The following is a 24,662-nucleotide window of genomic DNA, read 5'->3' as shown; positions in this document are numbered from 1 at the left end:
TTTAAATTATGCGTTCTTAATAACCGCTGCGTCCATATTGTTAATAAGGGCGTCAGCAAATTCGGAACATTTCACTTCAGTTGCACCTTCCATTAGACGCGCGAAGTCATATGTTACCACTTTTGAAGCAATTGTTTTCTCTACAGAATTAGTAACTAATTTCGCTGCTTCATTCCATCCTAAATGTTCTAACATCAATACCCCTGAAAGAAGAACTGAAGAAGGATTTACTTTATCTAAACCTGCATATTTTGGAGCTGTACCATGTGTCGCTTCAAAAATAGCATGTCCCGTAACATAGTTAATGTTAGCGCCAGGTGCAATACCGATGCCGCCAACTTGTGCTGCAAGTGCATCAGAAATATAATCGCCATTTAAGTTCATTGTTGCTACAACGTCGAACTCGCGTGGACGTGTTAAGATTTGTTGTAAGAAAATATCTGCTATTGAATCTTTTACAATGATTTTTCCAGCAGCTTCTGCGTCTGCCATCGCTTTATTCGCAGCGTCTTTTCCTTCTTTCTCAACAATGCGATCATATTCAGCCCAAGTAAATACTTTGTCGCCAAATTCTTGTTCTGCTACTTCATAACCCCAGTTTTTGAAAGCACCTTCTGTAAATTTCATAATGTTACCTTTATGAACTAATGTAACAGAAGAACGTTTTTCATTAATTGCATATTGAATCGCAGCGCGAACAAGACGCTTTGTACCTTCTTCAGAAATTGGTTTAATACCAAGTCCAGAAGTTTCTGGGAACCGGATTTTCTTCACACCCATTTCATTTTGTAAAAATGCAAGAAGCTTTTGAACTTCTTCAGAACCTTGCGCATATTCAATACCAGCGTAGATATCCTCCGTATTTTCACGGAAAATCACCATATCAGTATCTTCTGGACGCTTAATAGGAGAAGGAACCCCATCAAAATAGCGAACAGGACGTAAACATACGTATAAGTCTAATTCTTGACGAAGTGCTACGTTTAAAGAACGAATTCCGCCGCCAACAGGAGTTGTTAACGGTCCTTTAATTGCGATTAAATATTCGCGAATCAATTCTAATGTTTCTTCTGGTAACCACTCACCTGTTTGATTAAATGCTTTTTCCCCTGCAAGCACTTCTTTCCAAACAATTTTCTTTTCACCATTATATGCTTTTTCAACAGCTGCCTCTAACACGCGAGATGCTGCTGCCCAAATATCTGGTCCAATTCCATCTCCTTCAATAAAAGGAATGATTGGATTGTTAGGTACATTCATAACACCATTTGTTACGGTAATTTTTTCTCCTGTAGTCAATGTGATTACCCCCATGTTTGAAATTTCATATATATGAAACTGAGGGATAAATCCCTCAGTTCAAACCACAAATTAAGTTTAAATATTTCAATCATTATCTCTTTACGAAAAAGTCAGATTTATGAAAGCGCATTACACTCTTTGTCCGATTGGTACATAGCGTTGGTTAATCGGACCAGTATAATCTGCGCGCGGACGGATTAGGCGGTTATTTTCATATTGTTCTAGAATATGAGCTAACCAACCAGACATACGGCTGACTGCAAAGATTGGTGTAAATAAATCATGATCAATTCCTAAGCAATGATACACAGATGCAGAATAAAAATCTACATTTGGTGGAAGCTGTTTTGCTGAAGTTACAAGCTCTTCAATTTTAATAGACATATTATACCACTTCCCTTGTCCACTTAGCACGCATAATCGCTTAGACATTTCACGTAAATGTTTTGCACGTGGATCACCATTGCGGTATACACGATGACCAAAGCCCATAATTTTCACTTTATTGTCAAGTGCATTATGAATATATGATTCTACATTTTCTTCTTCGCCAATTTCCATTAGCATCTTCATTACGTTTTCATTTGCTCCGCCATGAAGTGGTCCTTTCAAAGCACCAATTGCTGCTGTAATACCGGAATATACATCAGAAAGTGTAGCCACACAAACACGTGCTGTGAAAGTAGATGCATTTAATTCATGATCCGCATGAAGGACAAGCGCTTTATCAAACGCTTCAATTTCAACTTCATTTGGCTCACGATCATTTAACATATATAAAAAGTTTGCAGCTAATGATAAATCTTTACGAGGCTCGATAACAGGTAACCCCTTGCGAATTCTCGCATATGCTGCAACAAGAGTTGCAACTTGCGCCTGTAATTTAACCGCTTTCAAATAATTGGACGCTCCATCCATTAATTCAGCACTCTCATCATACAATGATAGCATGGAAATTGCTGTACGTAAAACTGACATTGGATGCGCAACTGTTAAGTTTGTGTGTTTTAAATATTCCAAAATATCTTTTGGCACTGCCGCATGCTCGGCTAACTGTGTTTTTAATTCCTCTAATTCTACTTCATTTGGAAGCTTGCGATGCCATAATAAATATACAACTTCTTCAAATGTAGCATTTTCAGCTAAATCATCGATATTATATCCCACATAAGTTAATGTATCATCAATAATAGAACTTACAGATGATGTTGTTGCTACTACCCCTTCTAAACCTCGAATAACAGTCATTATAATCTCTCCTTTTCCGCGAAATTTCTCCCCTACCTAATACTTTTTTCTCAATTAAATGTGTTCCACTGTTCAAGAAAGTGAATGAGCACCCGTTCACCTCTTAAACACGCGAAATACACAATGGCACAATCATTACCATTTTTACATCTATCTATCGTCCCACACTTTGTAGCATGGGCGTGAGCTTCTCCCCGAACCCCCACGCCAAAAACGACACATAGTGAGGAAATATAATTTCGGAGAGCTTTCTTATAAAAACAGCATAAAACAATATTAACAAAATTAACGAAATTAACAAAATTATTTCATGTTATTTTTATTTTATCTGGTGTAGGTCTATGCTGTTATGTAACTCGAAGAAGTGCCTTAAGTACATTATAAACAATTATCTGACTTTTGTGAATGGAAAGAATTCAAAAAATTTATATTAAAATAAATTTTTTTATTTAAACAGCTGTATAATGTTCATTACAGCATAGGCAATTCCTGCTCCAATTAACGGTCCTACCGCAACTCCATTAAACAGTGCTACTGCAAGAATTGTTCCAAATACAAGAGCGGTCGTTATGTGCGGATCATGTGCTAAAAGTTGTACACCGCCTTTTGCAAGAAGCGCCACTGCAATACCTGAAGCAAGAGCAATCCAAGCATAATAAGATTTTGTCGCCTCTACAAGCTGCTTAAATCCAATTTCTCCTGTTGCAATCGGAACAAGGACCGCAATTGTTATAACTGTAACCCCGAGGTTAATTCCTTTCGTTTGCAAATAAGGGAAAATCTTATCTCCTAAAAACGTCCACTTCAGCAAAAATAAAACACCAACCGCTACTGTTAAAGATTGATTTTTCACGATAAGTCCAACAAGAAGAAGTATGAATAAAAATAAAGTTGACTGACTAATCATGATGTCACATCCTTTCTGAAAATAATGAAGAGCTCTCAAATATGTCCCTTTTCTAAAATAAAAAAGGAATTCACCCTTCAAATAGAGAATCGTTTCCACTTACACCAAAAGTGATCACTTTCCTTTTCTTTCTTATAAGAACAAGGTAAAATAAGAAAGAAATAATCTATATTACATCATACCATTTACAAAAGAGGCATGAAAGCACCTCATCATTTGATGTATACTTTCAAGTGAATAATTACACAAGCTTCGCTCATACGTGACATTTTTATAGAGGAGGGAAAACACCTTTGAATCGAAATTCACTCTACATTGCACTTCGACTTCTCTTTGTTATTGCAGCAACTATATTAGGAATATGCGCGCTTCTGTATATAGCAGGTCTTGTCTATCCATTTATTATCGCTTTTGCAATTGCATATTTGATTAATCCAGTTGTAAACTTTCTCGATCGAAAACTGCGATTTCCTCGTGCTTTGTCTGTCCTAATTAGCCTCATTCTTGTGTTTGGCGCTATCGTTGGGCTCGTTACGTATCTTGTAACAGAAGCTATTTCCGCAGCAACCTATTTGTTACAAATCGTACCAGAAAAATTCCCGTCTCTCGTTCAATACTTACAGGAATTTGCACTTACCAATATTATGCCACTCTACAACGATTTAATTGCTAAATTTAACCATCTCGGTGCAACACAACAAAGTACGATTACAACAAACATTCAAAACCTTGGTGCAGAAGCAACGCAACAAATGAAATCCATTTTGACAGCCATTATTAGCGGATTAACAAACTTCATTAGCGCTCTTCCGACCACCTTAACTGTTCTTGTATTCATCTTGTTAGCTACTTTCTTTATTAGCTATGACTGGCACCGCCTTGCTCGTAAAATAGAGAAGTTATTACCTAATCGATTACACGGTTATGGAAAAACAATTTTTGTTGATTTACGAAAAGCTTTGTTTGGATTCGTGAAAGCACAATTTACTCTCATATCTATGACGACCATTATCGTTCTAATTGGCCTATTAATTTTGCGTGTACCGTACGCAATTACAATTGCCCTTATTACAGGAGTTGTAGATTTACTTCCATACTTAGGAACAGGCACTGTTTTCGTTCCATGGATCCTTTATGTATTCTTTACAGGAAATACTGCCCTCGCGCTTGGTTTACTTATTTTATATATCGTTGTCATTGTGCAGCGTCAATTAATGGAACCAAAGGTATTATCATCTAACATTGGACTTGATCCACTGCCAACGTTATTTTCTTTATTTATCGGATTTAAACTATTTGGTTTTTTAGGGTTAATTATCGGTCCTGTCACACTCGTTTTATTAAACACATTGCATAAAGCAAATGTATTTAAAGACCTTTGGAAGTTTATAAAAGGGTAATAGCTAAATCACCTAAAACAAGGAGAATCCCCTCCTTGTTTTTTTATTTATAAAAATGAATAAAAATACTATAATTTTCTTCTTTTTTCTACAAGTGAATAAATATCCATCTGTTTTTCCGACAAAAAATAACGCTTGAAGAGTTTTTCTCTCTCAAGCGCTATTTTTGCACAATAATTGTATTGTTTCGATTTATTTTTCGTTCCATCCATTTGATGATTATATATTTCACTGGCTTCCTCGCTACCGGAATCAGTAAAACCATTCCTACACAATCCGTTATATAGCCAGGAATCATTAAAAGTATACCGCCAGCAAAAATACAAATTGCATCCAATACCGCATCGCCTGGAATCTCACCTCTACCGAGTCGAAACTGAATATCTCTCCATACAGCTAACCCTTGTCGCTTTGCTATATATGCTCCAATTATACTCGTTAGCATAATGACACAAAATGTTGGCCATAACCCAACCCACTGACTCGATCCGATTAGCACCGTAATTTCTAACGCTGGAATTAAAATAAACAAAAAGAGAAACACCTTCATTCCTCTCACCTCTTTTTCTAAATCATTATATTTTCAAATTTTGTAAAAAAAAGAGAAGGATTTGCATCCTTCCCCACATCTTATTACTTATAGCACTTCCGCATGTCCATTATATACAATTCCACGCGCTGCATCAACTGTTACTTCTTGGCCGCTTTTTAACGTAGCAGTTGCAGTTGTTACACCAACGATAACTGGAATACCGATTGATACACCAACAACCGCTGCATGGCTTGTTAATCCGCCTTCTTCTACAACAAGTGCTGCTGCTTTTTCAATCGCAGGAATCATATCTTTATCAGTGCTTACTGTAACAAGAATAGAACCTTCTGTTACGTTCGCTAATGCTTCCTCAGCTGTTTTTGCTACAACAACTTTACCTTTTGCTGTTTTACGACCAATCCCTTGCCCTTTAGCAATTTGTTCGCCAACAACATGAATTTTCATTAAGTTTGTTGTGCCAGTTTCAGCAAGCGGTACACCAGCAGTGATTACAACTGTATCACCAAGACCAATCATTTCTGCATCCATAGCTGTTTGAATCGCTGTTTCTAACATTTCATCTGTAGATTTTGCTTTTTCTTCTGCCATAAACGCTTGTACACCCCAAGATAGCGCAAGACGACGACATACTTGTTCATTAGATGTTACAGCTACAATTGGAGATTTCGGACGATACTTAGAAATCATTTTTGCAGTATATCCACTTTCTGTAGGAGCTACGATTGCCGCTACATCAAGTGCAAGCGCTGTATGTGCAACAGATTGACTAATTGCATCTGTGATTGAGTAAGATTGCTCTTTCAGGCGTTTTTGGAACATATCTTCGTATTGTAGTGATTTTTCAACACGAAGTGAAATATTTGCCATCATTTTTACTGCTTCAACTGGGTATAAGCCTGCTGCTGTTTCACCAGAAAGCATGATTGCATCTGTACCGTCGAAAATAGCGTTCGCTACGTCACTTGCTTCTGCGCGTGTCGGACGAGGGTTACGTTGCATAGAATCTAACATTTGCGTTGCAGTGATAACTGGCTTTCCTAGTACGTTACATTTTTTAATTAGACGCTTTTGCACTAACGGTACTTCTTCTGGTGGAATTTCTACACCCATGTCACCGCGCGCTACCATTAAACCGTCAGAAACTTCTAGGATAGAGTCGATATTATCGATACCTTCTTGGTTCTCGATTTTTGGAATAATTTGAATGTATCCTGCGCCGTGTGCTTCTAATAGCTCACGAATTTCTAATACGTCAGATGCTTTACGTACGAAAGATGCCGCAATAAAGTCAACACCTTGCTCAATACCGAAGACGATATCTTGAATATCTTTTTCTGTAATACCAGGAAGCTTAATGCTTACGTTTGGTACGTTTACACCTTTTTTATTTTTTACCATACCGCTGTTTAATACTTTTGTGCGGATATCGCCGTTTGCTTTTTCAATTACTTCTAACTCAATAAGACCGTCATCAATTAGAATGCGAGAACCTGGGTCTACATCGTCATAAAGTCCTGCGTAAGTTACAGAAAACTTTTCAGCAGTTCCTAGCACTTGCTCTGTAGAAATAACAACTTCTGCACCTGTTTTTAATTCAGCTTGTCCGTCTACAAAGTCATGTGTACGAATTTCCGGGCCTTTTGTATCAAGTAAGATTGCTACAGTTTTACCTGTTTTCTTTGCAGCCTCACGAATCGTTTGAATACGTAATCCATGCTCTTCATGACTACCGTGAGAGAAGTTTAAACGACAAACGTTCATACCTGCTCCGATTAATTGTTCTAATTTCTCAATACTTTCACTAGCGGGACCAATTGTACATACAATTTTAGTTTTGCGCATACCGCACCTCCAAAGATTTATGAAAACGTTACCAATAACTTTATATTACACCAATTAGATGGATAATTCTTTTGACAACTGATACATTTCCGCATCAATTTCATGTTTTTTCGCTAATGCTTCAATAATATCATGATCAACAAGTTGGTTATTTTGAATACCTACGCAGCGGCCACCTTGTCCTTCTAATAAAAGCTCAACTGCTCTTGCACCAAGACGACTCGCTAATACACGGTCCATTGCACTTGGAGATCCGCCGCGTTGTACGTGGCCTAATACTGTAACGCGTGTATCAAAACTAGTTGCTTCTTCAATTTGTTTACCGATTTCAATCGCGCTGCCAACACCTTCAGCTACAACGATAATACTATGTTTCTTTCCGCGTTCACTACCGCGTTTTAGACGAGCGATTACATCTTCCATATCATAATCTTCTTCTGGAATTAAAATCGTTTCTGCACCGTCTGCTAAACCAGCCCATAATGCGATGTCACCTGCATGGCGACCCATTACTTCAATTACATATGTACGTTCATGGGATGTAGCTGTATCACGAATTTTATCAATTGCATCGATAACAGTATTTAAAGCTGTATCAAAACCAATTGTGAAATCTGTACCAGGAATATCATTATCGATTGTACCAGGTACACCAACACATGGGAACCCATGCTCTGTTAATTTTTTCGCACCTTGGTAAGAACCATCCCCACCAATAACTACAAGTCCTTCAATACCAAATTTCTTTAATTGTTCAATCCCTTTTAATTGTCCTTCTAGTTCTTTAAACTCAGGACATCTTGCTGTATATAATTTTGTTCCACCGCGATGAATAATATCGCCTACAGAACCTAATTCTAATTTCTCAATATGACCAGAAATTAATCCTGCGTATCCGTGATAGATACCATATACCTCTAAATCGTGATATATCGCTTTACGAACAACCGCACGAATAGCAGCGTTCATTCCAGGTGAATCTCCACCACTTGTTAAAACACCAATACGTTTCATTTGTACTCACCTCATAAAGATTATTTGCCCTATAATAAAATAACATGAAAAAATATAAAATGACAATGGAGAAGATGTGTCTTTTTTCATAAGAAAAACGTGCATTCGCGAGATGGAACGCACGCTTTTACTATTTTACCCCAATGGAAGCGTTTGAAAACGAAACTTGCCCAATTTTCATAAATTTTTCGTAGCGATTTTCGACTAGCTGCTCTTTCGAAACGCCTTCTAATTGTTGGAATGTTTTCTGCAACGTACGATTCATATATTCCGCTTGCTTCACTACGTTGCGATGCGCACCGCCGCGAGCTTCTGGAATAATTTCATCAATGACACCTAATTCTTTCAAATTAGCTGCTGTAATTTTCATCGTTTCTGCAGCTTCTTTTGATTTCGTAGCATCTTTCCAAAGAATTGTCGCTGCTCCTTCAGGCGAAATAACGGAATATGTGGAGTTTTCTAGCATGTGTACATAGTTACCTACACCAAGGCCTAACGCACCGCCACTTCCTCCTTCACCAATTACGATACAAATAACAGGTACAGTCAGTCCAGCCATTTCAAATAAATTGCGTGCAATTGCTTCACTTTGTCCACGCTCTTCAGCTGCCTTTCCTGGATATGCACCTTTTGTATCAACAAAACAGATGATTGGGCGATTAAATTTTTCAGCTTGCTTCATAAGACGCAACGCTTTACGATATCCTTCTGGATGAGGCATTCCGAAATTACGGCGAATATTTTCTTTCGTATCTTTCCCGCGTTGATGACCGATTACTGTAACAGGCATCCCGTTATATTTCGCAATCCCGCCAACAATTGCTGCATCATCACCAAATAATCGATCTCCGTGACATTCAAAAAAATCAGTGAATAGGTGTTCAATATAATCTAGTGTTGTCGGTCTTTCTGCATGACGAGCAATTTGAACACGGTCCCACACTTTCAAGTTACCGTATATTTCTTCTTCTAAGTGCTCTAATTTTCCTTCCAAGATATGAATCTCTTCACTGAAGTCCATCTGGCTGTTTTTCGTATACTCTTTTAACTCGCTAATTTTATTTCTTAGCTCAACAACTGGTTTTTCAAATTCTAATTCTGCCATGACGCCACTTCCTCCCCTTGATGAACTTCTAAAATCTTACGGAGCGTGTCTCTCATATCATCGCGATGCACAACAGCATCTAATTGTCCATGGTCCAATAAGAATTCTGCCGTTTGGAAATCCTCCGGCAATTTTTCACGAACCGTCTGTTCAATTACACGACGACCAGCAAATCCAATTAATGCACCAGGTTCCGCTAAATTATAATCACCAAGTGAAGCAAAACTCGCAGAAACCCCGCCCGTCGTTGGATGCGTCATAATTGAAATGAATAAACCACCTGCATTGCTATGTTTTTTCAAAGCTATACTTGTCTTCGCCATTTGCATTAAGCTTAAAATACCCTCTTGCATACGAGCTCCGCCTGATGCAGTAAAAATAAGAAACGGCACTTTCATTTCATATGCTTTTTCAACAGCACGCGCAATTTTTTCACCTACAACAGAGCCCATGCTTCCCATTCGAAACCTTGAATCCATAACCGCAACAACAACCAGCATATTTTCGATTGTTCCTTCTCCTGTCACAACCGCTTCATTTAATCCAGTTTTTTTACGATCACTCTCGAGTTTCTCCTCATAGCCAGGGAATTGAAGCGGGTTTGCCGAAATCATTTCTTTGTCATATTCACGAAATGAGTTTTCATCTAACAAACTTTCAAGACGCTCCCATGCATTCATCGGGTGATGATAGCCACAGTTTACACATACTTTTAAATTTTTCAGAAGTTCTTTCGTATACATGATTTTTTTGCATTTCGGACATTTTGTCATGACACCGTCCGGTACATCTTTTCGTACCTGCTCTGAAGGAATTGCAGCATACTTTTTCTTCTTTAGGAATAAATCTCGTAGCAAAGTTTGACCCTCCTTTAGGTGATAAAAGAGCTAAGGTTAACGAGTAAGAAAATGGGGCTAACACCTAAATCAATTGGTGTTAGCCTTATTTTCTCAATTTGCCTTATAACCCGTCTCTTTACGTTTAACTTTAAACGCTATCTTGCAGAATTTGTGTCAGAACGTGTCATGGTTATTTCGACAAATTTTGTATAAAGTAAACATTTACCTTGCCTATTCATACATGTATAAGCAAGATAAACTCACAAATGAAACTGTATATTTCCCATTATTGCATCGTACAACTCTAATGCTGTTAGTTCTTGTTTATTCTGTAATGCTATATATAGCTTTTCATGTAACTCTCGCGCGTTTAAATGAACATCACAAGAAAGCGTCGAAGCGTAGTCACGTACAATCATCCAAACACGATACATTAAATAATTATCAACTTGTTCTACAAGCGTTTTTAGAAAAGTTTGATGAAATACTGCGATAGATGATTGTTCATCAGAAAAAATGTTACGAAGTGCCTTTAAGCTGTTTTCTTCCTGTGTTTGACATAAGACACGAATCGCGTCTTTCTCAAGCAATTCTTTCATTTGTAACAAATCCCGCCGTGTCTTTTCATCTTGCAATACGAACGGTGCAATTAATTGAACCAGGCCGTTTTCATAAAAGTTTCGAATGAACGTCCCTTCACCGCGCCGTGTTTCAATTAGACCTACTAGTTCTAATGATCTGAGCGCTTCACGAACAGATGAGCGTCCGACATTTAAACGTGCACTTAGCTCACGTTCAGATGGAAGGCGGTCGCCCGCCTTCAGTCCGTCCTCTTGTATGATCAAACGGATTTTTTTCACTATTTCTAGATATACTTTTGTTTGTGATGATGTCAATGAACATTCCTCGCTTATTCTTTGCCGATAATCGCTAGATTTCTCGTTCTTTCAGCTATTTCCTGCGGATCAACTTGACGGCGAGCAACACCTGTTTCCATCGCAGCCTTTGCAACATACGCTGCTACTTGCGGTGCTACGCGTGCATCGAATGGAGCTGGAATAATATAATTAGCATTTAACTCTTCTTCTGATACAAGTTCAGCAATAGCTTGTACTGCTGCCACTTTCATTTCTTCATTAATTTGCGTTGCATGTACATCAAGAGCACCGCGGAAAATACCAGGGAAAGCTAACACGTTGTTTACTTGGTTTGGGAAATCCGAACGCCCCGTACCTACAACTGCCGCTCCAGCTGCTTTTGCCATGTCTGGCATAATTTCTGGATTTGGATTCGCCATCGCAAAGATAATTGCATCATTGTTCATAGAACGAACCATTTCTTCTGTTAATGCACCTTCTGCAGATACACCGATGAACACATCTGCACCTTGAATCACTTCTGCTAATGAACCTTCTACACGATTTTTATTCGTGTATTTTGCTACTTCATTTTTCACAGGATTCATACCGACAGGGCGTCCTTCAAAAATCGCACCTTTCGTATCGCACATAACAATGTCGCGTACACCGTAGCGATATAAAAGCTTAATAATTGCAATACCCGCTGCGCCAGCACCGTTTGCAACAACTTTAATATCAGACATTTTCTTTCCAACTAGCTTTAATGCATTCACAAGACCCGCTACTGTTACAATTGCTGTTCCGTGCTGGTCATCGTGGAATACAGGAATGTTTGTTTCTTTTTTCAAACGCTCTTCAATAATAAAGCAGTTTGGTGCTGCAATATCTTCTAAGTTTACGCCGCCAAAAGTTGGCTCCATTAATTTTACAGTTTCAACAATTTTATCTACATCATTTGTATTTAACGCAATTGGAAATGCATCTACACCAGCAAAGCTCTTGAATAATACAGCTTTACCCTCCATAACAGGAAGTGATGCTTCCGGTCCAATATTTCCAAGACCTAATACAGCCGTTCCATCTGTTACAACTGCTACCATATTGCCCTTCATTGTATATTCGTATACCTTGCTCTTATCGTCATAAATAACTTTACATGGTTCTGCAACCCCTGGAGAATACGCAAGACTTAAATCTTTTGCATTTTCTACCTTTACTTTTGATACTGTTTCTAGTTTTCCTTGATGCACTCTATGCATGTGAAGTGCTTCCTCACGTAGTGTTGACAAATGATCCACTCTCCTCATATTTTCTTGCTGCATTACATTATTCATTCTCCAAAGTGGTCTGACCACAAATGCTATTACTACTATAATCGAAATGATAGGAAATTGTCCATTATATTTTTACAACGACATTTTCCTTGCCGACTATCTCATAAAGCGCTTGTAAACATTCTTCACTTGGATGAATGGATAAGTTACGAGATAATTGTACCATCTTATGCTCTTTTTCATAATAAATTAGTACTTTCGCAAAACCTGAATAGTTAAACAATATTTTGGTGACATTGCTTAACAGCCTTTTTTCATACTGTGATGGTATTTTCACGTAAATAGAAGCATCTTTCATTTCCTCGTAAGTATCCATCTCCTCTAACGGATACAAACCATTTACAATCCATTGGAGCTTATTGTTTCGCTTTTCAATTGTTCCTTCTATTAAAACAATTTCTCCTTCTTGTAATCGCTCCGCAAAATGGATATACGTTTCAGGAAATACAACCCCTTCCATTTCATGATTTTGATCACAGAACGTGATAAACGCCATCTTTTGTAATTTTTTCGTCCGAATTACTTTTATATTTGTCAAATATACAATGACCCGCTGTACTTTTCTTTGCTGCTTCATCGCCCCTGCAAGTGTTGGGATTTCCAATTCCTTAACAAGCTTTGTGTACTGTGCAGTTGGATAACTTGTTAAATAAAACCCTAGTGTTTCTTTTTCCTTATTTAACTGCTCTATAAAAGTTAGCTCTGCCTCCCCGGCATACTCTGACTTCGGCACAAGCTCCTCACCAATTTCCTTTGCTAAACTCGCGTATTCTAACGCACCTTTAATACTGTTAAATAAGGCGGGACGCGAAACGTTAAAATCATCAAAACAACCGGCCCAAATCATCGTATCTAAATTGCGATCTGTCACAAATTTTGCCGGCATGCGCAAACAAAACTCAAATAAATCTTGAAATGGTTTTTTATTTCTTTCTTCAATTACAGCATTTACCGTCGCCATCCCTACATTACGAATTGCAAGTAAACTATACCGAATTGCATTTCCTTCCACTTGGAACTCATAACTGCTCTTATGAAGAGACGGCGGTAAAACGTGGAACCCTTTCCGCTTCGTTTCCCTGACATATTGTACAATCTTCTCTTCATTTCCAATTGCGCTTGATAATAACGCTGTCATAAACTGAAGCGGATAATTTGCTTTTAAATAAGCGAGCTGATATCCAATCATACTATAAGCAACTGCATGACTTCGGTTAAATCCATAATTGGCAAACCGAACAATTAAATCATAAATTTGCTGGGCAGTCTCTTCATCATATCCATTTTGCAAGCACCCTTTCACAAAGTGCGCGCGCTCTTCATCTAAAATATCACGATTTTTCTTACTTACGGCGCGGCGTAATAAGTCAGCCTCACCAAGAGAAAATCCCGCTAAACGAGAGGCAATTTGCATAATTTGCTCTTGATAAACGATAACACCATACGTATTTTCTAAAATTGGTTTCAAATCAGGATGTAAATAATGAATGGCACGTTTCCCATGTTTCGAATCAATAAAAACTGGTATTTGCTCCATCGGTCCTGGGCGATATAATGCGTTAACCGCAACAATATCTTCAAACTCATTCGGTTTTAGCGAACGCAGAACATTCCGCATTCCACTTGATTCGAGTTGAAAAATTCCTGTCGTATCCCCTCGTCCAAGGAGTGCAAATGTATTTGCATCTTGAAGAGGCAATTTCCGTATATCTAAACTTGTCCCTGTTGTCTTCGCAATAAACATGCGAATATTTTCAAGCAATGTTAAATTACGCAGACCAAGAAAATCCATTTTTAACAGACCAAGTTCTTCTAATACTTCTGCTGGATATTGCGTGACGTATACATCATCGTGGCCTGATTGAATGGCAACACTATTTGTAAGCGGCTCTTCACTCATAATCACTCCGGCGGCATGAATAGACGTATGACGCGGCAATCCTTCTACACGCTTTGCAATATCAAATACCCTTTGAAAAATTAGGTTACTTTGTAGATAACTTTGTAATGATGGCGATTCTGCGTAAGCTTCTTCCAATGTAATCCCAACTTTAGACGGAATATGTTTTGAAAAAATATCAATTTCATTTGGCGGCAGTCCCATTACTCTTGCAATATCACGAATTGCCGCTTTTGCTGCAAGTGTTCCAAACGTTACAATTTGAGCCACGCGCAGTTCTCCGTACTTATTTTTCACATAACGAATCATTTCATCGCGGCGAATATCTGGAAAATCAATATCGATATCAGGAAGTGTAACGCGCTCTGGATTTAAGAAACGTTCAAATAGTAAATTGTATTGAATCGGGTCGATGTCTGTAATTTCCAGCACGTAAGATACAAGTGACCCAGCTGCCGAACCACGGCCTGGCCCTGTTAAAATACGCTGCTCGTGAGCGTATTTCATAAAGTCCCATACGATAAGAAAATAATCACTAAATCCCATCCGAGAAATGGTATGTAGCTCATGATTTAAACGCACTTTATGCACATCGGTCACAGTTTCATAACGCGTATTCAATCCTTCTTCACAAAGGCGGCGTAAAAATTGATCAGATGATTCATTTGTTGGTACTGGAAACTTCGGCAATTGATTTGTATGAAACAGTATTTCTACACGGCAGCACTCCGCAATACGTAATGTGTTTTGAATCGCTTCTGGCATTGAGGCAAATAACGCCTCCATTTCAGATGCTGATTTCATATAGTATTGATCAGTCTGCAGGCGTGGTCTGTCCGAATCAGTCATTTTTGTCCCATTATGAACAGATAATAAACACTCCTGCACAATTGCATCATTTTGTTTTACATAACGAATATCATTTGTTGCTACAAGCGGAATCTCAAGTTGCTGCGCAAATGGTAGAAGCTCTTCTTGAAGCAACACTTCCTCTTGAACGGCATGGTGCTGCACACTTATATAAAAGCTGGCAAATATATTTTTATACATATTTGCTACTTCCGCAGCAGCCTCATATTTTCCTTGCAATAAAAGCTTTTCAATTTCCCCATCTTTTCCTGGAGAAATCGCAATTAATCCCCCTGCATAACGCGTAAGCCATTTCTTTGGAATACCCTCTTTTGACTTTGTCATAATGCTGCTAGAAATTTTAAGTAAATTCCGATACCCAGTTTCATTTTCAGCCAGTAAAACAAGCGGATAAGACTGCTCCTCTTCTTCATTCCATATGGAAGCTGTTAAACCGATAATCGGCTGAATCCCCGCTTTTTTACAAGCTTTATAAAACGGTATCACACCATACATCGTATTTTCATCTGTAATTGCTAATGCTGAAAATCCAAGTTCTTTCGCTTGATGAACAAGCTCATCTATTTTACAAGCACTTTTCAATAAACTATAAACGGTTTGACATTGTAAATGCACAAACTTCACTTTTATACCCTCTCTTTACCTATTTGACTACTTCCTATTATACGTGAAATCAAAACATACTTCCCCTTCTTTGTCCATATACATACAGTGAAACTTTAATCAGCCCTCACCAATCGGGCTTTTACGGGCAGTTTATCTCCCACCTAACTTCTTAAGAAAAGCAGAAGTGGCTCGTCCAGAATGTGAAGGGGATGGAGCTTCTGACGTAGAGGTGCTTTTTACCTCGTAGGAAGAACCGAAGCCACCGAACATTCTAGCCACTGGAACTGGACAACAAAGAAATGTGGAAGTGGCTCGTCCAGAATGGGAGGGGGATGGAGCTTCTGACGCAGAGGTGTTTTTTACCTCGTAGGACGAAGCGAAGCCACCGAACATTCTAGCCACTGGAACTGGACATTGCTTTCGCTGAATTTTGAGGTGGGAGTATTACTGCCCGCGAATAGCGGGATGAAAAGAAAGGAGAATGATGATGGAAGTGAACCAAAGCTTTTTCTCTCTTCTCATTACAAGTTATTTTATCGCTCTTGGTGTTATGATTGGCGGATCATTAATTGGCGGAATCGGTGCTTTTTTAGTAGGAAAACCACCGCTCACAATGATTACACAATTTGCAGAGAACTTGCGAATTTGGGCTCTCGTCGCTGCCATTGGCGGAACTTTCGATACATTTTATAGCTTTGAACGCAGCTTTTTTGGAGGAGATACAAAAGATATTGTGAAACAAATTCTCCTTATTTTCTTCGCTACAGGCGGTATGCAAACGGGTCTTACAATTATTAAATGGATTACACAGGAGCACATATGAAAGTCCCCAGCTCTGTCTCTAATAGATGGAAACTCTTTTTAGGCGGTGCTGCTGTGGGCGGGATTTTGAGCTGGATTATTTTTTTGTACATATATGGCGTATTTCAAGAAGAGCAAACAAAAACACTCGAAAAACAACAAACGATAATTAAAAAACTAACAGATGATTTACACGTACTGATTGAAGATCAAAAAAAAGAAAATGAAAAAAACAAAAAATTGTTAACCATTCAAGAAATTGAAATTGAGATTGTAAATAACGAAAAATACAATTTAGACACGCTAACAGTGGAAACATTACAAACTTCTATTCGCGATGATCTCCGCCACTTGCTTACCCAAAACATTCAAAGCGTCGCAAACAATAAAGAACTACTAAAGAAGGTTATTGAGAATAAAGTATATAAATATTACGACCGTGTCTATCGATTTGAAATCGAAACTGTTTCATTTGATACCATACTGGAAATTAGCGTCAAAATAAAACAAGAAAGGTAGAGCTCCCTCTACCTTTCTTCTTATTTACATAATTCACGTAAGTCTGCAAAAATACGGTCCGCTTCTTCCCAAGAAAAAGCTTTTGCTCCGGACGCCATCGGATGCCCGCCGCCGTTATATCGCATTGCTAACGTATTAATAACTGGTCCTTTTGAACGAAGGCGAACACGAATCACATCTTCTTCCTCTAAGAATAACACCCACGCTTTTAATCCTTCAATATTTCCAAGCGCTCCAACAACGCCTGAAGCCTGATTCGGAAGCACATCAAATTGCTTTAATACTTCTTTTGTTAACTTAACGTATGCTGCGCCTTCTTCAGTCATCGTAAAGTTTTGTAAGATATGACCATTTAAGCGTGCAATACGCTCATTCGTTTTATACATTTCATCATATAATGCTGGGAATTCAACGCCCATTCCCACAAGCTCAGATGCATAACGAAGTGTTTTAGCAGATGTGCTTGGGAATAAGAAACGTCCTGTATCACCAACGATACCAGCTAAAATAAGACGTGCCGCTTCTTTTGATAACGTTAACCCTTTATCCTTACCATATAAGTAAAATTCATAAATCAGTTCACTTGTAGAACTAGATGTTGTATCTACCCAAACAATATCACCGTACGGATCTTCATTCGGATGATGGTCAATTTTAATTAACTGCTTTCCTTTTGTATAACGCTGATCGCAAACACGCTCTTGGTTTGCTGTATCACAAACAATGACAAGTGCCTCTTCATACGTAGCATCATCAATTTCATCCATTACGCGTAAGTACGCTAAAGACGGTTCGTTGTATCCTACCATATAAATCTTCTTCTCTGGAAACGACTCTTGCAGCATCGTACCAAGGCCACACTGCGAACCTAATGCATCTGGATCTGGACGAACGTGGCGATGGATAATAATTGTATCAAATTGCTTAATTGCTCCTAAAATTTTCTCATGCATATGTAACATCTCCCTTTCGGCCAATTTATTCCTATTATAGCTCAAAACACTTCATACAGGGACAGAATTGAATTACAATAAAGAAATAACATGCTAATAGATGGGGGATTGAGGTCATGCCAGTATTAGTCTTTTGTATTATCGTTACATTTATGTTGTATCTCTTCTACAAAACAAAATATTTTCGTACAAACCGTTCTATGGAGAAAGGATGGCTTGCAGGAAAATCAGCCATTGCACTCGGGTTATTTGTTGCCTTATTTGGCGTAAATCAATTTTTCCTAGAAATTTCAACGGCGCGTATTATCGTTGGCGTTTTATTTGTAATCGTTGGGGGCGCTAGCATCTACAACGGCATTCGCCAATATAAACATTTCTTACCGCTTGCGATTGAGGAAGCTGAGCAGTTACAAAAATAATGAGGTGAGAGGAAATGAACACCTTTCTAAACGATTTTTTCAACCGGATTCAATATGAAAAACAAGATGTAACTTTTGAAGATATTTGTACGTTACAATCTCAATTTGCGAAGCATATACCATTTGAAAATATGAGCATTATCCAAAACGAAAACGTCCATTGATATGCAAACTTTTCACGTTCTTACTTTGCGTGAGTTTGGCATTACTATTCAATAAAAAAGGAGTTGACTAAAAAGTCCATTTTTTAGTCAACTCCTTTCACTTTTCGGTATGATTCAGCTCAGCGGATCGACTACTTGTATGTCGAATATCACCGAATGGTCTTTATATCGTGTCGAAGCGCCGATATATTCTAAGGAGCGGTCGATATATCGTGAAAAGCGCCGATATATTGCAAAGAACGGTCGATAACGGAAAGAAGGACTGACTCAAAAGGCACTTATGTGTCTTTTGAGTCAGCTCCTTCTTCTTTTTATATTACCGATGACGCAATTTATATATATAACTCGCAACAAGAGCCGACGGTAAGTTAAACAAGTTTCCTTGTAAATTGAAATGCGCCTGTTCTTCTTCAAATGACATCTTTTCATATAACTCATTTTGCGTAAGGCCTGTTCTTTTCATTCGTTCTTTCAAACCAGATATATAGGAGTATTGAATTGGAATCATAATGAGAAAGTAACAAAGTGCAATACTAGCAAATAACATACACATCAATCCCTTTTTCTTCCATTATAACACACAACAGAAAATTCAGATATTTATTTATACAAGAAAAGCCGCTCTTACTGGCAGCTTTCCCCACTTAACGATCAATCAACTGAACCATCAGTAATGCTTTTCCAACAACACTACTTTCATGATGTACTTCTACTTCAACCTTACCAAATTTCCGGCCAATTTCTAATACTTTCGGATGGACGGATACAATGTTGTCAATTTGAACCGGTTTTACAAAGTAAATCGTTAAGTTTTCAACAATTATGTCACCTTTTTTCAGCGCGCGCAGGACACGATTGGTCGCTTCTGTCACAATTGTTGTAAATACGCCGTACGACAAAGTTCCAATCGAATTTGTCATTTGCGGAGTAACAGAAAAATGATAGGCGTGATCTTGTTTTGCTTCTTTCTGATTCACAAATTGATTTGTTACAATATCATCAATCGTTTCCCCTACTTGCGGCTGACGCTGAATCATTTGCAGTGCTTGGAGCACATCTTGACGACTAATAATCCCTTGCAATGTATTGCTATCGTCAACAACAGGAAGAAGTTCAATCCCTTCCCACACCATCATACGTGCCGCTGCTGCAACAGACATTTTTCCATTTACAGTAATCGGCTGTTTTGTCATTACTTTTTCAATTGGTGTATCTTTTGCTACACCAATCATATCTTTAGACGTTACAATGCCCAGCACTTTATTTGTTTCATCTACAATCGGATAACGGCCATGCATCGTTTCTTCATTATACTTATGCCATCTTTCGGCTGTATCATTCGGCTGTAAACATATCGTCTCTTCAATTGGTGTTAAAATATCTTCAACAAGAACAATTTCTTTTTTTATAAGCTGATCATAAATAGCACGGTTAATAAGCGTGGCTACTGTAAATGTATCATAGCTGCTCGAAATAATCGGGAGCTTTAACTCATCTGCTAATTTCTTCACATGTTCTTCCGTATCGAATCCACCTGTAATAAGTACAGCTGCACCCTCTTCAAGTGCTAATTGATGTGCTTGTGTACGGTTTCCGATAATAAGTAAATTTCCGGCTTCTGTATAGCGCATCATCGCTTCTAGTTTCATTGCCCCAATTACAAATTTATTTAACGTTTTATGTAAACCTTCTCTTCCGCCAAGTACTTGACCATCAACAATGTTAACAACTTCCGCAAATGTTAGCTTTTCAATATTTTCTTTCTTTTTTTGTTCAATGCGAATTGTCCCAACCCGTTCAATTGTACTTACATATCCTTTATTTTCCGCATCTTTAATTGCACGATACGCCGTTCCCTCACTCACGCTCAACTCTTTTGCAATTTGGCGCACAGAAATTTTATGCCCAATTGGCAAACTGTTGATATACTCCAAAATTTGGTTGTGTTTCGTAGCCAACTAATTTCACCATACTTTCTTTTCCCTAAATTCTTCATGTGTTGTATTTTTAGTATACTATATTTCCAAAACTGTTACACTTCATGTTTCTATATCTGTACTATTTTTTTTATAACAAATCTATACAAGTTTCTTACAATAATGTAATTTCCTTGTCACTTCATTCGATGGTTCGTTTCATTTCCTTATCGTACAATGAAAACAAGAAATAAGAGAAAAGGAGCGATATGATATGAAAAAAATTTTAAACATCATCGGTGCGGTATTGTTAGCGTTTGTGGACGGAAAGAAAGTAGCGCTAGCATTAAACGAAACAGCAGAAATAGAAACAGATACATCACAATATAACAATGATATAACAAACACAACATTTACATTATACCCTTCTCACATTTAAAAACCTTCACTTTGCTGTGCAAAATGAAGGTTTCCTTTTTTACAATTCAATGCCTTCCCCAGGTTCTAATACTTTTCCTACACCGCTCGTTAGTTTCTCGGCAAATTGATGCGGATCTTGTTCGATCACTGGGAATGTATTATAGTGCATCGGCACAACAACTTTTGCCCCGATCCATTCAGCTGCGAGCGCGGCATCTTCTGGTCCCATAGTAAAGTTATCTCCAATTGGTAAAAATGCCACATCAATCGCATGACGAGAGCCAATTAATTTCATATCAGAAAACAACGCTGTATCTCCGGCATGATAAATTGTTTTCCCTTCTGCCGTAAATATAATTCCAGCTGGCATTCCTGTATATGTAATGGTTTGATTCTCTTCATCCACATAGCTAGAACCATGAAATGCCTGTGTAAACTTCACTGTTCCAAAATCAAATGTATGAGAACCACCGATATGCATTGGATGTGTTTGAACACCTTTCCAACCTAAAAATGTCGCAAGTTCAAACGGCGCAATGACAACTGCATTATGTTTCTTCGCTAGTTCAACTGTATCTCCAACATGATCACCATGACCATGAGATAGGATAATCGCATCTACTGTTACATCTTCAACTTTTAAATCTGTTTTCGGATTGCCGGTAAGAAATGGATCAATTAAAATAATCTTTCCATTTGTTTCAATCTTTACAAAGGAATGACCGTGATACGATACTTTCATTTATTTACTCCTCCTTTGTTTATATTCCTCCTCTTATTCTACACGATTTCACAATTTCCTGTCTTTTCAAACATCGATTCGCTTGTCAGAATACTTTCACTCGATGTAAAGTTATACATGTAATGAAAATTTCGGAGGTGCGAATCTATGAATACTAGATTAGAAAAATTAATGCAATGGCTGCAAGAACAAAATACAGAAGCTGCATTCTTAACTTCTACACCGAGCGTCTTCTATATGACAAATTTCCACTGTGAACCGCATGAAAGACTACTTGGCCTATTTGTATTCCAAGAAAAAGAACCGATGTTAATTTGCCCAAAAATGGAAGAGGGCCATGCGAGAGGCGCTGGTTGGACTCATGAAATTATTGGGTATACAGATACAGACAACCCATGGGATATGATCGCAAAAGCAATTGAAGCACGCGGCATTGATGCAGGTGCAGTAGCAATTGAAAAAGAACATTTAAATGTCGAACGTTACGAGCTCTTATCACAATTATTCCCAAAAGCAACGTTCAGATCTGCTGAAGAAAAAGTACGCGAACTTCGCTTAATTAAAGACGAAAAAGAGCTTGCGATTTTACGCGAAGCTGCTGCGATGGCTGATTATGCAGTTGAAATTGGGGTAAATGCCATTCAAGAGAATCGCACTGAACTTGAAGTGCTTGCAACAATCGAGCATGAATTAAAGAAAAAAGGCATACATAAAATGTCCTTTGACACAATGGTACTAACTGGTGCAAACTCTGCACTTCCACACGGCGTTCCTGGTGCAAATAAAATGCAACGCGGTGATTTCGTTCTATTTGACCTAGGTGTCATTATTGACGGCTATTGCTCTGATATTACACGTACAGTTGCATTTGGCGAAATTTCCGACGAACAAAAGCACATTTATGAAACTGTATTGAAAGGTCAATTAAACGCTGTTGAATCATGTAAACCAGGCGCAACATTTAGTGAAATCGACCGTGCTGCTCGTTCTGTAATCGCAGATGCTGGCTTCGGTGACTTCTTCCCACACCGCCTTGGTCATGGACTTGGCATTAGTGTTCACGAATTTCCAGACGTAAAAGAAGGTAACAACTCTCCATTGCGTGAAGGAATGGTCTTCACAATCGAACCAGGTATTTACGTACCAAACGTAGGCGGCGTTCGTATTGAAGATGATGTTTACATTACAAAAGATGGCGTAGAAATTTTAACGAAGTTCCCGAAAGAGTTGCAGTTTGTGAAATAATTATCGTGCAAAAAAGAAGGTACCTTAAAAAGTACCTTCTTTTCTTTCCCTAATTTTTAATTGAAGTAGTACGAGAATGATTGATATGACATGTATACCAATCGCTACCGACATACAAAATCCGCTTATAAACTCACTTATGGCTCCTTCATAGTACCGCTCTACATAGCAAGATACTCCAATTAAGAATATGATTATATAAATAATTACGTATATTCCTTTCATGGTAACTCCTTTATAAAAAATACATTCTACTCTCTTATTTCATAGTAGCTCGGACATTATCCAGAATCATTACAACTTCTGTCCTCATATCAACAGAAGGCTCCACTTCCCCTTGAACGGAGTATCAATATAAGTATTCTTCTCCGTCACGTATTTCCCGGAAAATTGTCTCTACGTACATTTTTCCGTCGTTTCATGTCAACAAAACTTCCTTCATATGAGACCCATTAAGTAGCTCATCCACTCAACTTTCATTCGTTCCCTCGCCTTTTTTATGCACTTTTCTTATATGTACATCGTTTATTTACATCGCTAAAAATCACTTCTAAATCATTCCCATCTCTTTTCATTTGCTGTTTTGAGATGAAGGAATCTCCGTAATCAAGAATATATGAACCTCCTTTATTCTCTTGTTTATATGCCCCTTTATATTTATCTTCTTTTTTCTGGTCATTTGTATACATCTCTACCAAATGATAAATAATATCCTTTTTCTTTTCCTTTTTTGTAACCGTTTCAAATTTATAGTATACCGGACATTGATTTTGTTTCTCTTGAGACAGTTCCCATGTCCCGTCTATTCCATCATTTCCACACGCACTTAACATAGCTGTACATGCAGCAGTAAATGCAAATCTAAAAAACGTCCTACCCATTCTTTTTTCCCTCATTTTATGTGTCATCCTTAATTATGAATTATATATAGATCTATTTTAATTTTTCAACATCAAAGTTGCTGTTATGTAAAACAAAAAGTTACCTGCACTCGTTTGCTCGTTTTGTTTTAACATTGCCTGTGGCAGAAAAGGGCCCTGACCGCTCCAAGTATGACCAGCCGCCCTCGCCCATCTAAAAAAAGTGGTTTTTATGTTAGTTTTTCAAATCGTATTTATATATATTGAAATTAGTAGCGCTAAATCCATATTATACCACGTAATTTTCTTCCTCGATTAACAATTCCCCTAAAATTTTCTCTAAATTAGTATTTATATTTTTCAATCACTTCATTGCATATCAATTATCCGGAGGTTGAGATTTATTCCACGATAACTGTATCAGCCTCTAAATCTTCAAAACAAAGGTTTACAGTACGTTTTAATGCTCTTGTCCGGTGAATCGTTCCCGCTGGAATTCGCAACGTATCATTTGGCTTCAAAGTAATCGTTTCGCGGTCTTGAAAATCAATCAAGAGCTCTCCTTCTAATACTATAAATAGTTCATCAGAATTTGAATGGAAGTGCCAGTCATATTCTCCTGTAAAAACAGCAATGCGTAAACAGTGATTATTTACATTGGAAACAACGAAATTTTTATGATTGTCTGTGATATGTTTTGTAATCTCTAATAAATTAATTTTTTCTAGATTCATTTCTTTTGTCAGTTCATTCTTCATATTTATCACTCCATTATCCAAATGATATATTACAATTTCTTCTAATTTCATCATATCAAATCTTCTTCTAGTTTAGCGAAAAAAA

The 24,662-nt window shown here is 37.9% G+C and carries 25 protein-coding genes and 1 pseudogene; 7 read left to right on the top strand and 19 right to left on the bottom strand.

The genetic code is table 11. The annotated features are described in order from the left end of the window. Window positions 1-6 precede the first annotated feature (6 nt). The 3 genes from icd to Q9306_RS01885 form a co-directional block, all read right to left on the bottom strand. Complete coding sequence (icd, locus tag Q9306_RS01895; protein WP_306194721.1) at window positions 7-1,299, bottom strand: NADP-dependent isocitrate dehydrogenase; 1,293 nt, start codon at window positions 1,297-1,299, stop codon at window positions 7-9. A gap of 132 nt (window positions 1,300-1,431) precedes the next feature. Then, window positions 1,432-2,550: a citrate synthase gene (gene citZ, locus Q9306_RS01890; RefSeq protein ID WP_306194719.1), complete on the bottom strand. Its 1,119-nt coding sequence runs from the start codon at window positions 2,548-2,550 to the stop codon at window positions 1,432-1,434. Between the two features lie 445 nt (window positions 2,551-2,995). Next, window positions 2,996-3,457, bottom strand: a complete 462-nt coding sequence (locus Q9306_RS01885; protein ID WP_306194717.1) for a DUF441 domain-containing protein — start codon at window positions 3,455-3,457, stop codon at window positions 2,996-2,998. Window positions 3,458-3,750: 293 nt separating this feature from the next. On the opposite strand from Q9306_RS01885, the gene ytvI reads away from it, so the two are divergent. Next, window positions 3,751-4,857, top strand: a complete 1,107-nt coding sequence (ytvI, locus tag Q9306_RS01880; RefSeq protein ID WP_306194715.1) for a sporulation integral membrane protein YtvI — start codon at window positions 3,751-3,753, stop codon at window positions 4,855-4,857. Between the two features lie 160 nt (window positions 4,858-5,017). Here the strand turns inward: ytvI and Q9306_RS01875 are convergent, their stop codons facing one another. The 8 genes from Q9306_RS01875 to dnaE all read right to left on the bottom strand — a co-directional run bounded on the left by Q9306_RS01875 (window position 5,018) and on the right by dnaE (window position 15,798). Continuing rightward, window positions 5,018-5,407, bottom strand: coding sequence for an FxsA family protein (locus Q9306_RS01875; RefSeq protein WP_306194713.1), 390 nt, complete (start codon window positions 5,405-5,407; stop codon window positions 5,018-5,020). Between the two features lie 87 nt (window positions 5,408-5,494). Further along, on the bottom strand, window positions 5,495-7,252 hold the full coding sequence (pyk, locus tag Q9306_RS01870) for a pyruvate kinase (protein WP_306194712.1): 1,758 nt from the start codon (window positions 7,250-7,252) through the stop codon (window positions 5,495-5,497). A gap of 54 nt (window positions 7,253-7,306) precedes the next feature. Continuing rightward, complete coding sequence (gene pfkA, locus Q9306_RS01865; protein WP_306194710.1) at window positions 7,307-8,266, bottom strand: 6-phosphofructokinase; 960 nt, start codon at window positions 8,264-8,266, stop codon at window positions 7,307-7,309. A gap of 130 nt (window positions 8,267-8,396) precedes the next feature. Further along, window positions 8,397-9,371: an acetyl-CoA carboxylase carboxyl transferase subunit alpha gene (gene accA / locus Q9306_RS01860; protein ID WP_306194707.1), complete on the bottom strand. Its 975-nt coding sequence runs from the start codon at window positions 9,369-9,371 to the stop codon at window positions 8,397-8,399. Then, window positions 9,359-10,228 carry an acetyl-CoA carboxylase, carboxyltransferase subunit beta gene (gene accD / locus Q9306_RS01855; RefSeq protein ID WP_306194705.1) on the bottom strand — a complete coding sequence of 290 codons (870 nt, stop codon included), beginning with the start codon at window positions 10,226-10,228 and terminating at the stop codon, window positions 9,359-9,361. Before accD ends, accA begins: the two co-directional genes overlap by 13 nt. A gap of 242 nt (window positions 10,229-10,470) precedes the next feature. After that, window positions 10,471-11,106, bottom strand: a complete 636-nt coding sequence (locus Q9306_RS01850) for a FadR/GntR family transcriptional regulator (RefSeq protein ID WP_306194703.1) — start codon at window positions 11,104-11,106, stop codon at window positions 10,471-10,473. Window positions 11,107-11,120: 14 nt separating this feature from the next. Continuing rightward, complete coding sequence (gene ystJ, locus Q9306_RS01845; RefSeq protein WP_306195154.1) at window positions 11,121-12,377, bottom strand: NADP-dependent malic enzyme; 1,257 nt, start codon at window positions 12,375-12,377, stop codon at window positions 11,121-11,123. A gap of 91 nt (window positions 12,378-12,468) precedes the next feature. Beyond that, on the bottom strand, window positions 12,469-15,798 hold the full coding sequence (gene dnaE / locus Q9306_RS01840; RefSeq protein ID WP_306194701.1) for a DNA polymerase III subunit alpha: 3,330 nt from the start codon (window positions 15,796-15,798) through the stop codon (window positions 12,469-12,471). Window positions 15,799-16,261: 463 nt separating this feature from the next. Between dnaE and ytrH the strand changes: the two genes are divergently transcribed. Next, entirely contained in the window at window positions 16,262-16,603 is a 342-nt protein-coding gene (gene ytrH / locus Q9306_RS01835; RefSeq protein WP_306194699.1) for a sporulation membrane protein YtrH, read from the top strand. After that, window positions 16,600-17,100 (top strand): sporulation membrane protein YtrI, encoded by a 501-nt coding sequence (gene ytrI / locus Q9306_RS01830; protein WP_306194697.1) that lies wholly within the window; start codon window positions 16,600-16,602, stop codon window positions 17,098-17,100. The genes ytrH and ytrI overlap by 4 nt, the downstream gene beginning before the upstream one ends. Window positions 17,101-17,120: 20 nt before the next feature. Here the strand turns inward: ytrI and Q9306_RS01825 are convergent, their stop codons facing one another. Continuing rightward, complete coding sequence (locus tag Q9306_RS01825) at window positions 17,121-18,053, bottom strand: DHH family phosphoesterase (protein ID WP_306194695.1); 933 nt, start codon at window positions 18,051-18,053, stop codon at window positions 17,121-17,123. A 116-nt stretch (window positions 18,054-18,169) separates the two neighbouring features. Here Q9306_RS01825 and Q9306_RS01820 point away from each other — a divergent pair, with 116 nt between their 5' ends. Then, window positions 18,170-18,472 (top strand): YtpI family protein, encoded by a 303-nt coding sequence (locus Q9306_RS01820; protein ID WP_306194693.1) that lies wholly within the window; start codon window positions 18,170-18,172, stop codon window positions 18,470-18,472. 14 nt (window positions 18,473-18,486) lie between these two features. Then, complete coding sequence (locus Q9306_RS01815; RefSeq protein ID WP_306194691.1) at window positions 18,487-18,636, top strand: hypothetical protein; 150 nt, start codon at window positions 18,487-18,489, stop codon at window positions 18,634-18,636. A gap of 316 nt (window positions 18,637-18,952) precedes the next feature. Here the strand turns inward: Q9306_RS01815 and Q9306_RS01810 are convergent, their stop codons facing one another. Both Q9306_RS01810 and Q9306_RS01805 read right to left on the bottom strand, forming a co-directional pair. Further along, window positions 18,953-19,189, bottom strand: coding sequence for a DUF3949 domain-containing protein (locus tag Q9306_RS01810; protein ID WP_306194689.1), 237 nt, complete (start codon window positions 19,187-19,189; stop codon window positions 18,953-18,955). 91 nt (window positions 19,190-19,280) lie between these two features. After that, window positions 19,281-20,594: a DRTGG domain-containing protein gene (locus Q9306_RS01805; RefSeq protein WP_306194688.1), complete on the bottom strand. Its 1,314-nt coding sequence runs from the start codon at window positions 20,592-20,594 to the stop codon at window positions 19,281-19,283. Between the two features lie 232 nt (window positions 20,595-20,826). Between Q9306_RS01805 and Q9306_RS01800 the strand changes: the two genes are divergently transcribed. Continuing rightward, window positions 20,827-20,991, top strand: a complete 165-nt coding sequence (locus Q9306_RS01800) for a hypothetical protein (protein WP_306194686.1) — start codon at window positions 20,827-20,829, stop codon at window positions 20,989-20,991. A 39-nt stretch (window positions 20,992-21,030) separates the two neighbouring features. Here Q9306_RS01800 and Q9306_RS01795 read toward each other — a convergent pair whose 3' ends face one another. Then, window positions 21,031-21,714 carry a metal-dependent hydrolase gene (locus Q9306_RS01795; RefSeq protein WP_306194684.1) on the bottom strand — a complete coding sequence of 228 codons (684 nt, stop codon included), beginning with the start codon at window positions 21,712-21,714 and terminating at the stop codon, window positions 21,031-21,033. 147 nt (window positions 21,715-21,861) lie between these two features. Between Q9306_RS01795 and pepQ the strand changes: the two genes are divergently transcribed. After that, window positions 21,862-22,959, top strand: coding sequence for a Xaa-Pro dipeptidase (gene pepQ / locus Q9306_RS01790; protein ID WP_306194682.1), 1,098 nt, complete (start codon window positions 21,862-21,864; stop codon window positions 22,957-22,959). Window positions 22,960-22,983: 24 nt separating this feature from the next. Here the strand turns inward: pepQ and Q9306_RS01785 are convergent, their stop codons facing one another. The 4 genes and pseudogenes from Q9306_RS01785 to Q9306_RS01770 form a co-directional block, all read right to left on the bottom strand. After that, window positions 22,984-23,184 (bottom strand): hypothetical protein, encoded by a 201-nt coding sequence (locus tag Q9306_RS01785; RefSeq protein ID WP_306194680.1) that lies wholly within the window; start codon window positions 23,182-23,184, stop codon window positions 22,984-22,986. A gap of 34 nt (window positions 23,185-23,218) precedes the next feature. Next, window positions 23,219-23,428, bottom strand: a pseudogene (locus tag Q9306_RS01780) (DUF6176 family protein). Between the two features lie 28 nt (window positions 23,429-23,456). Then, complete coding sequence (locus Q9306_RS01775) at window positions 23,457-23,840, bottom strand: hypothetical protein (RefSeq protein WP_306194678.1); 384 nt, start codon at window positions 23,838-23,840, stop codon at window positions 23,457-23,459. A 380-nt stretch (window positions 23,841-24,220) separates the two neighbouring features. Continuing rightward, window positions 24,221-24,577, bottom strand: a complete 357-nt coding sequence (locus Q9306_RS01770) for a cupin domain-containing protein (protein ID WP_306194676.1) — start codon at window positions 24,575-24,577, stop codon at window positions 24,221-24,223. Between the last annotated feature and the right edge of the window lie 85 nt (window positions 24,578-24,662).

The organism is Bacillus multifaciens, assembly GCF_030756675.1.
GTDB lineage: Bacteria > Bacillota > Bacilli > Bacillales > Bacillaceae_G > Bacillus_A > Bacillus_A multifaciens.
Note: the sequence above shows the minus strand (reverse complement) of the source record. Positions and strands in the feature narration are given on the sequence as shown.

Excerpts from the sequence above, each read along its gene's own strand:
- citZ (WP_306194719.1), bottom strand. The coding sequence starts at position 2,550 with ATGACTGTTATTCGAGGTTTAGAAGGGGTAGTAGCAACAACATCATCT.
- Q9306_RS01885 (WP_306194717.1), bottom strand. The coding sequence starts at position 3,457 with ATGATTAGTCAGTCAACTTTATTTTTATTCATACTTCTTCTTGTTGGA.
- Q9306_RS01875 (WP_306194713.1), bottom strand. The coding sequence starts at position 5,407 with ATGAAGGTGTTTCTCTTTTTGTTTATTTTAATTCCAGCGTTAGAAATT.
- pyk (WP_306194712.1), bottom strand. The coding sequence starts at position 7,252 with ATGCGCAAAACTAAAATTGTATGTACAATTGGTCCCGCTAGTGAAAGT.
- pfkA (WP_306194710.1), bottom strand. The coding sequence starts at position 8,266 with ATGAAACGTATTGGTGTTTTAACAAGTGGTGGAGATTCACCTGGAATG.
- accA (WP_306194707.1), bottom strand. The coding sequence starts at position 9,371 with ATGGCAGAATTAGAATTTGAAAAACCAGTTGTTGAGCTAAGAAATAAA.
- ystJ (WP_306195154.1), bottom strand. The coding sequence starts at position 12,377 with ATGAGGAGAGTGGATCATTTGTCAACACTACGTGAGGAAGCACTTCAC.
- ytrH (WP_306194699.1), top strand. The coding sequence starts at position 16,262 with ATGATGATGGAAGTGAACCAAAGCTTTTTCTCTCTTCTCATTACAAGT.
- ytrI (WP_306194697.1), top strand. The coding sequence starts at position 16,600 with ATGAAAGTCCCCAGCTCTGTCTCTAATAGATGGAAACTCTTTTTAGGC.
- Q9306_RS01825 (WP_306194695.1), bottom strand. The coding sequence starts at position 18,053 with ATGCATGAGAAAATTTTAGGAGCAATTAAGCAATTTGATACAATTATT.
- Q9306_RS01820 (WP_306194693.1), top strand. The coding sequence starts at position 18,170 with ATGCCAGTATTAGTCTTTTGTATTATCGTTACATTTATGTTGTATCTC.
- Q9306_RS01815 (WP_306194691.1), top strand. The coding sequence starts at position 18,487 with ATGAACACCTTTCTAAACGATTTTTTCAACCGGATTCAATATGAAAAA.
- Q9306_RS01810 (WP_306194689.1), bottom strand. The coding sequence starts at position 19,189 with ATGTGTATGTTATTTGCTAGTATTGCACTTTGTTACTTTCTCATTATG.
- Q9306_RS01800 (WP_306194686.1), top strand. The coding sequence starts at position 20,827 with ATGAAAAAAATTTTAAACATCATCGGTGCGGTATTGTTAGCGTTTGTG.
- Q9306_RS01795 (WP_306194684.1), bottom strand. The coding sequence starts at position 21,714 with ATGAAAGTATCGTATCACGGTCATTCCTTTGTAAAGATTGAAACAAAT.
- pepQ (WP_306194682.1), top strand. The coding sequence starts at position 21,862 with ATGAATACTAGATTAGAAAAATTAATGCAATGGCTGCAAGAACAAAAT.
- Q9306_RS01785 (WP_306194680.1), bottom strand. The coding sequence starts at position 23,184 with ATGAAAGGAATATACGTAATTATTTATATAATCATATTCTTAATTGGA.
- Q9306_RS01775 (WP_306194678.1), bottom strand. The coding sequence starts at position 23,840 with ATGGGTAGGACGTTTTTTAGATTTGCATTTACTGCTGCATGTACAGCT.
- Q9306_RS01770 (WP_306194676.1), bottom strand. The coding sequence starts at position 24,577 with ATGAAGAATGAACTGACAAAAGAAATGAATCTAGAAAAAATTAATTTA.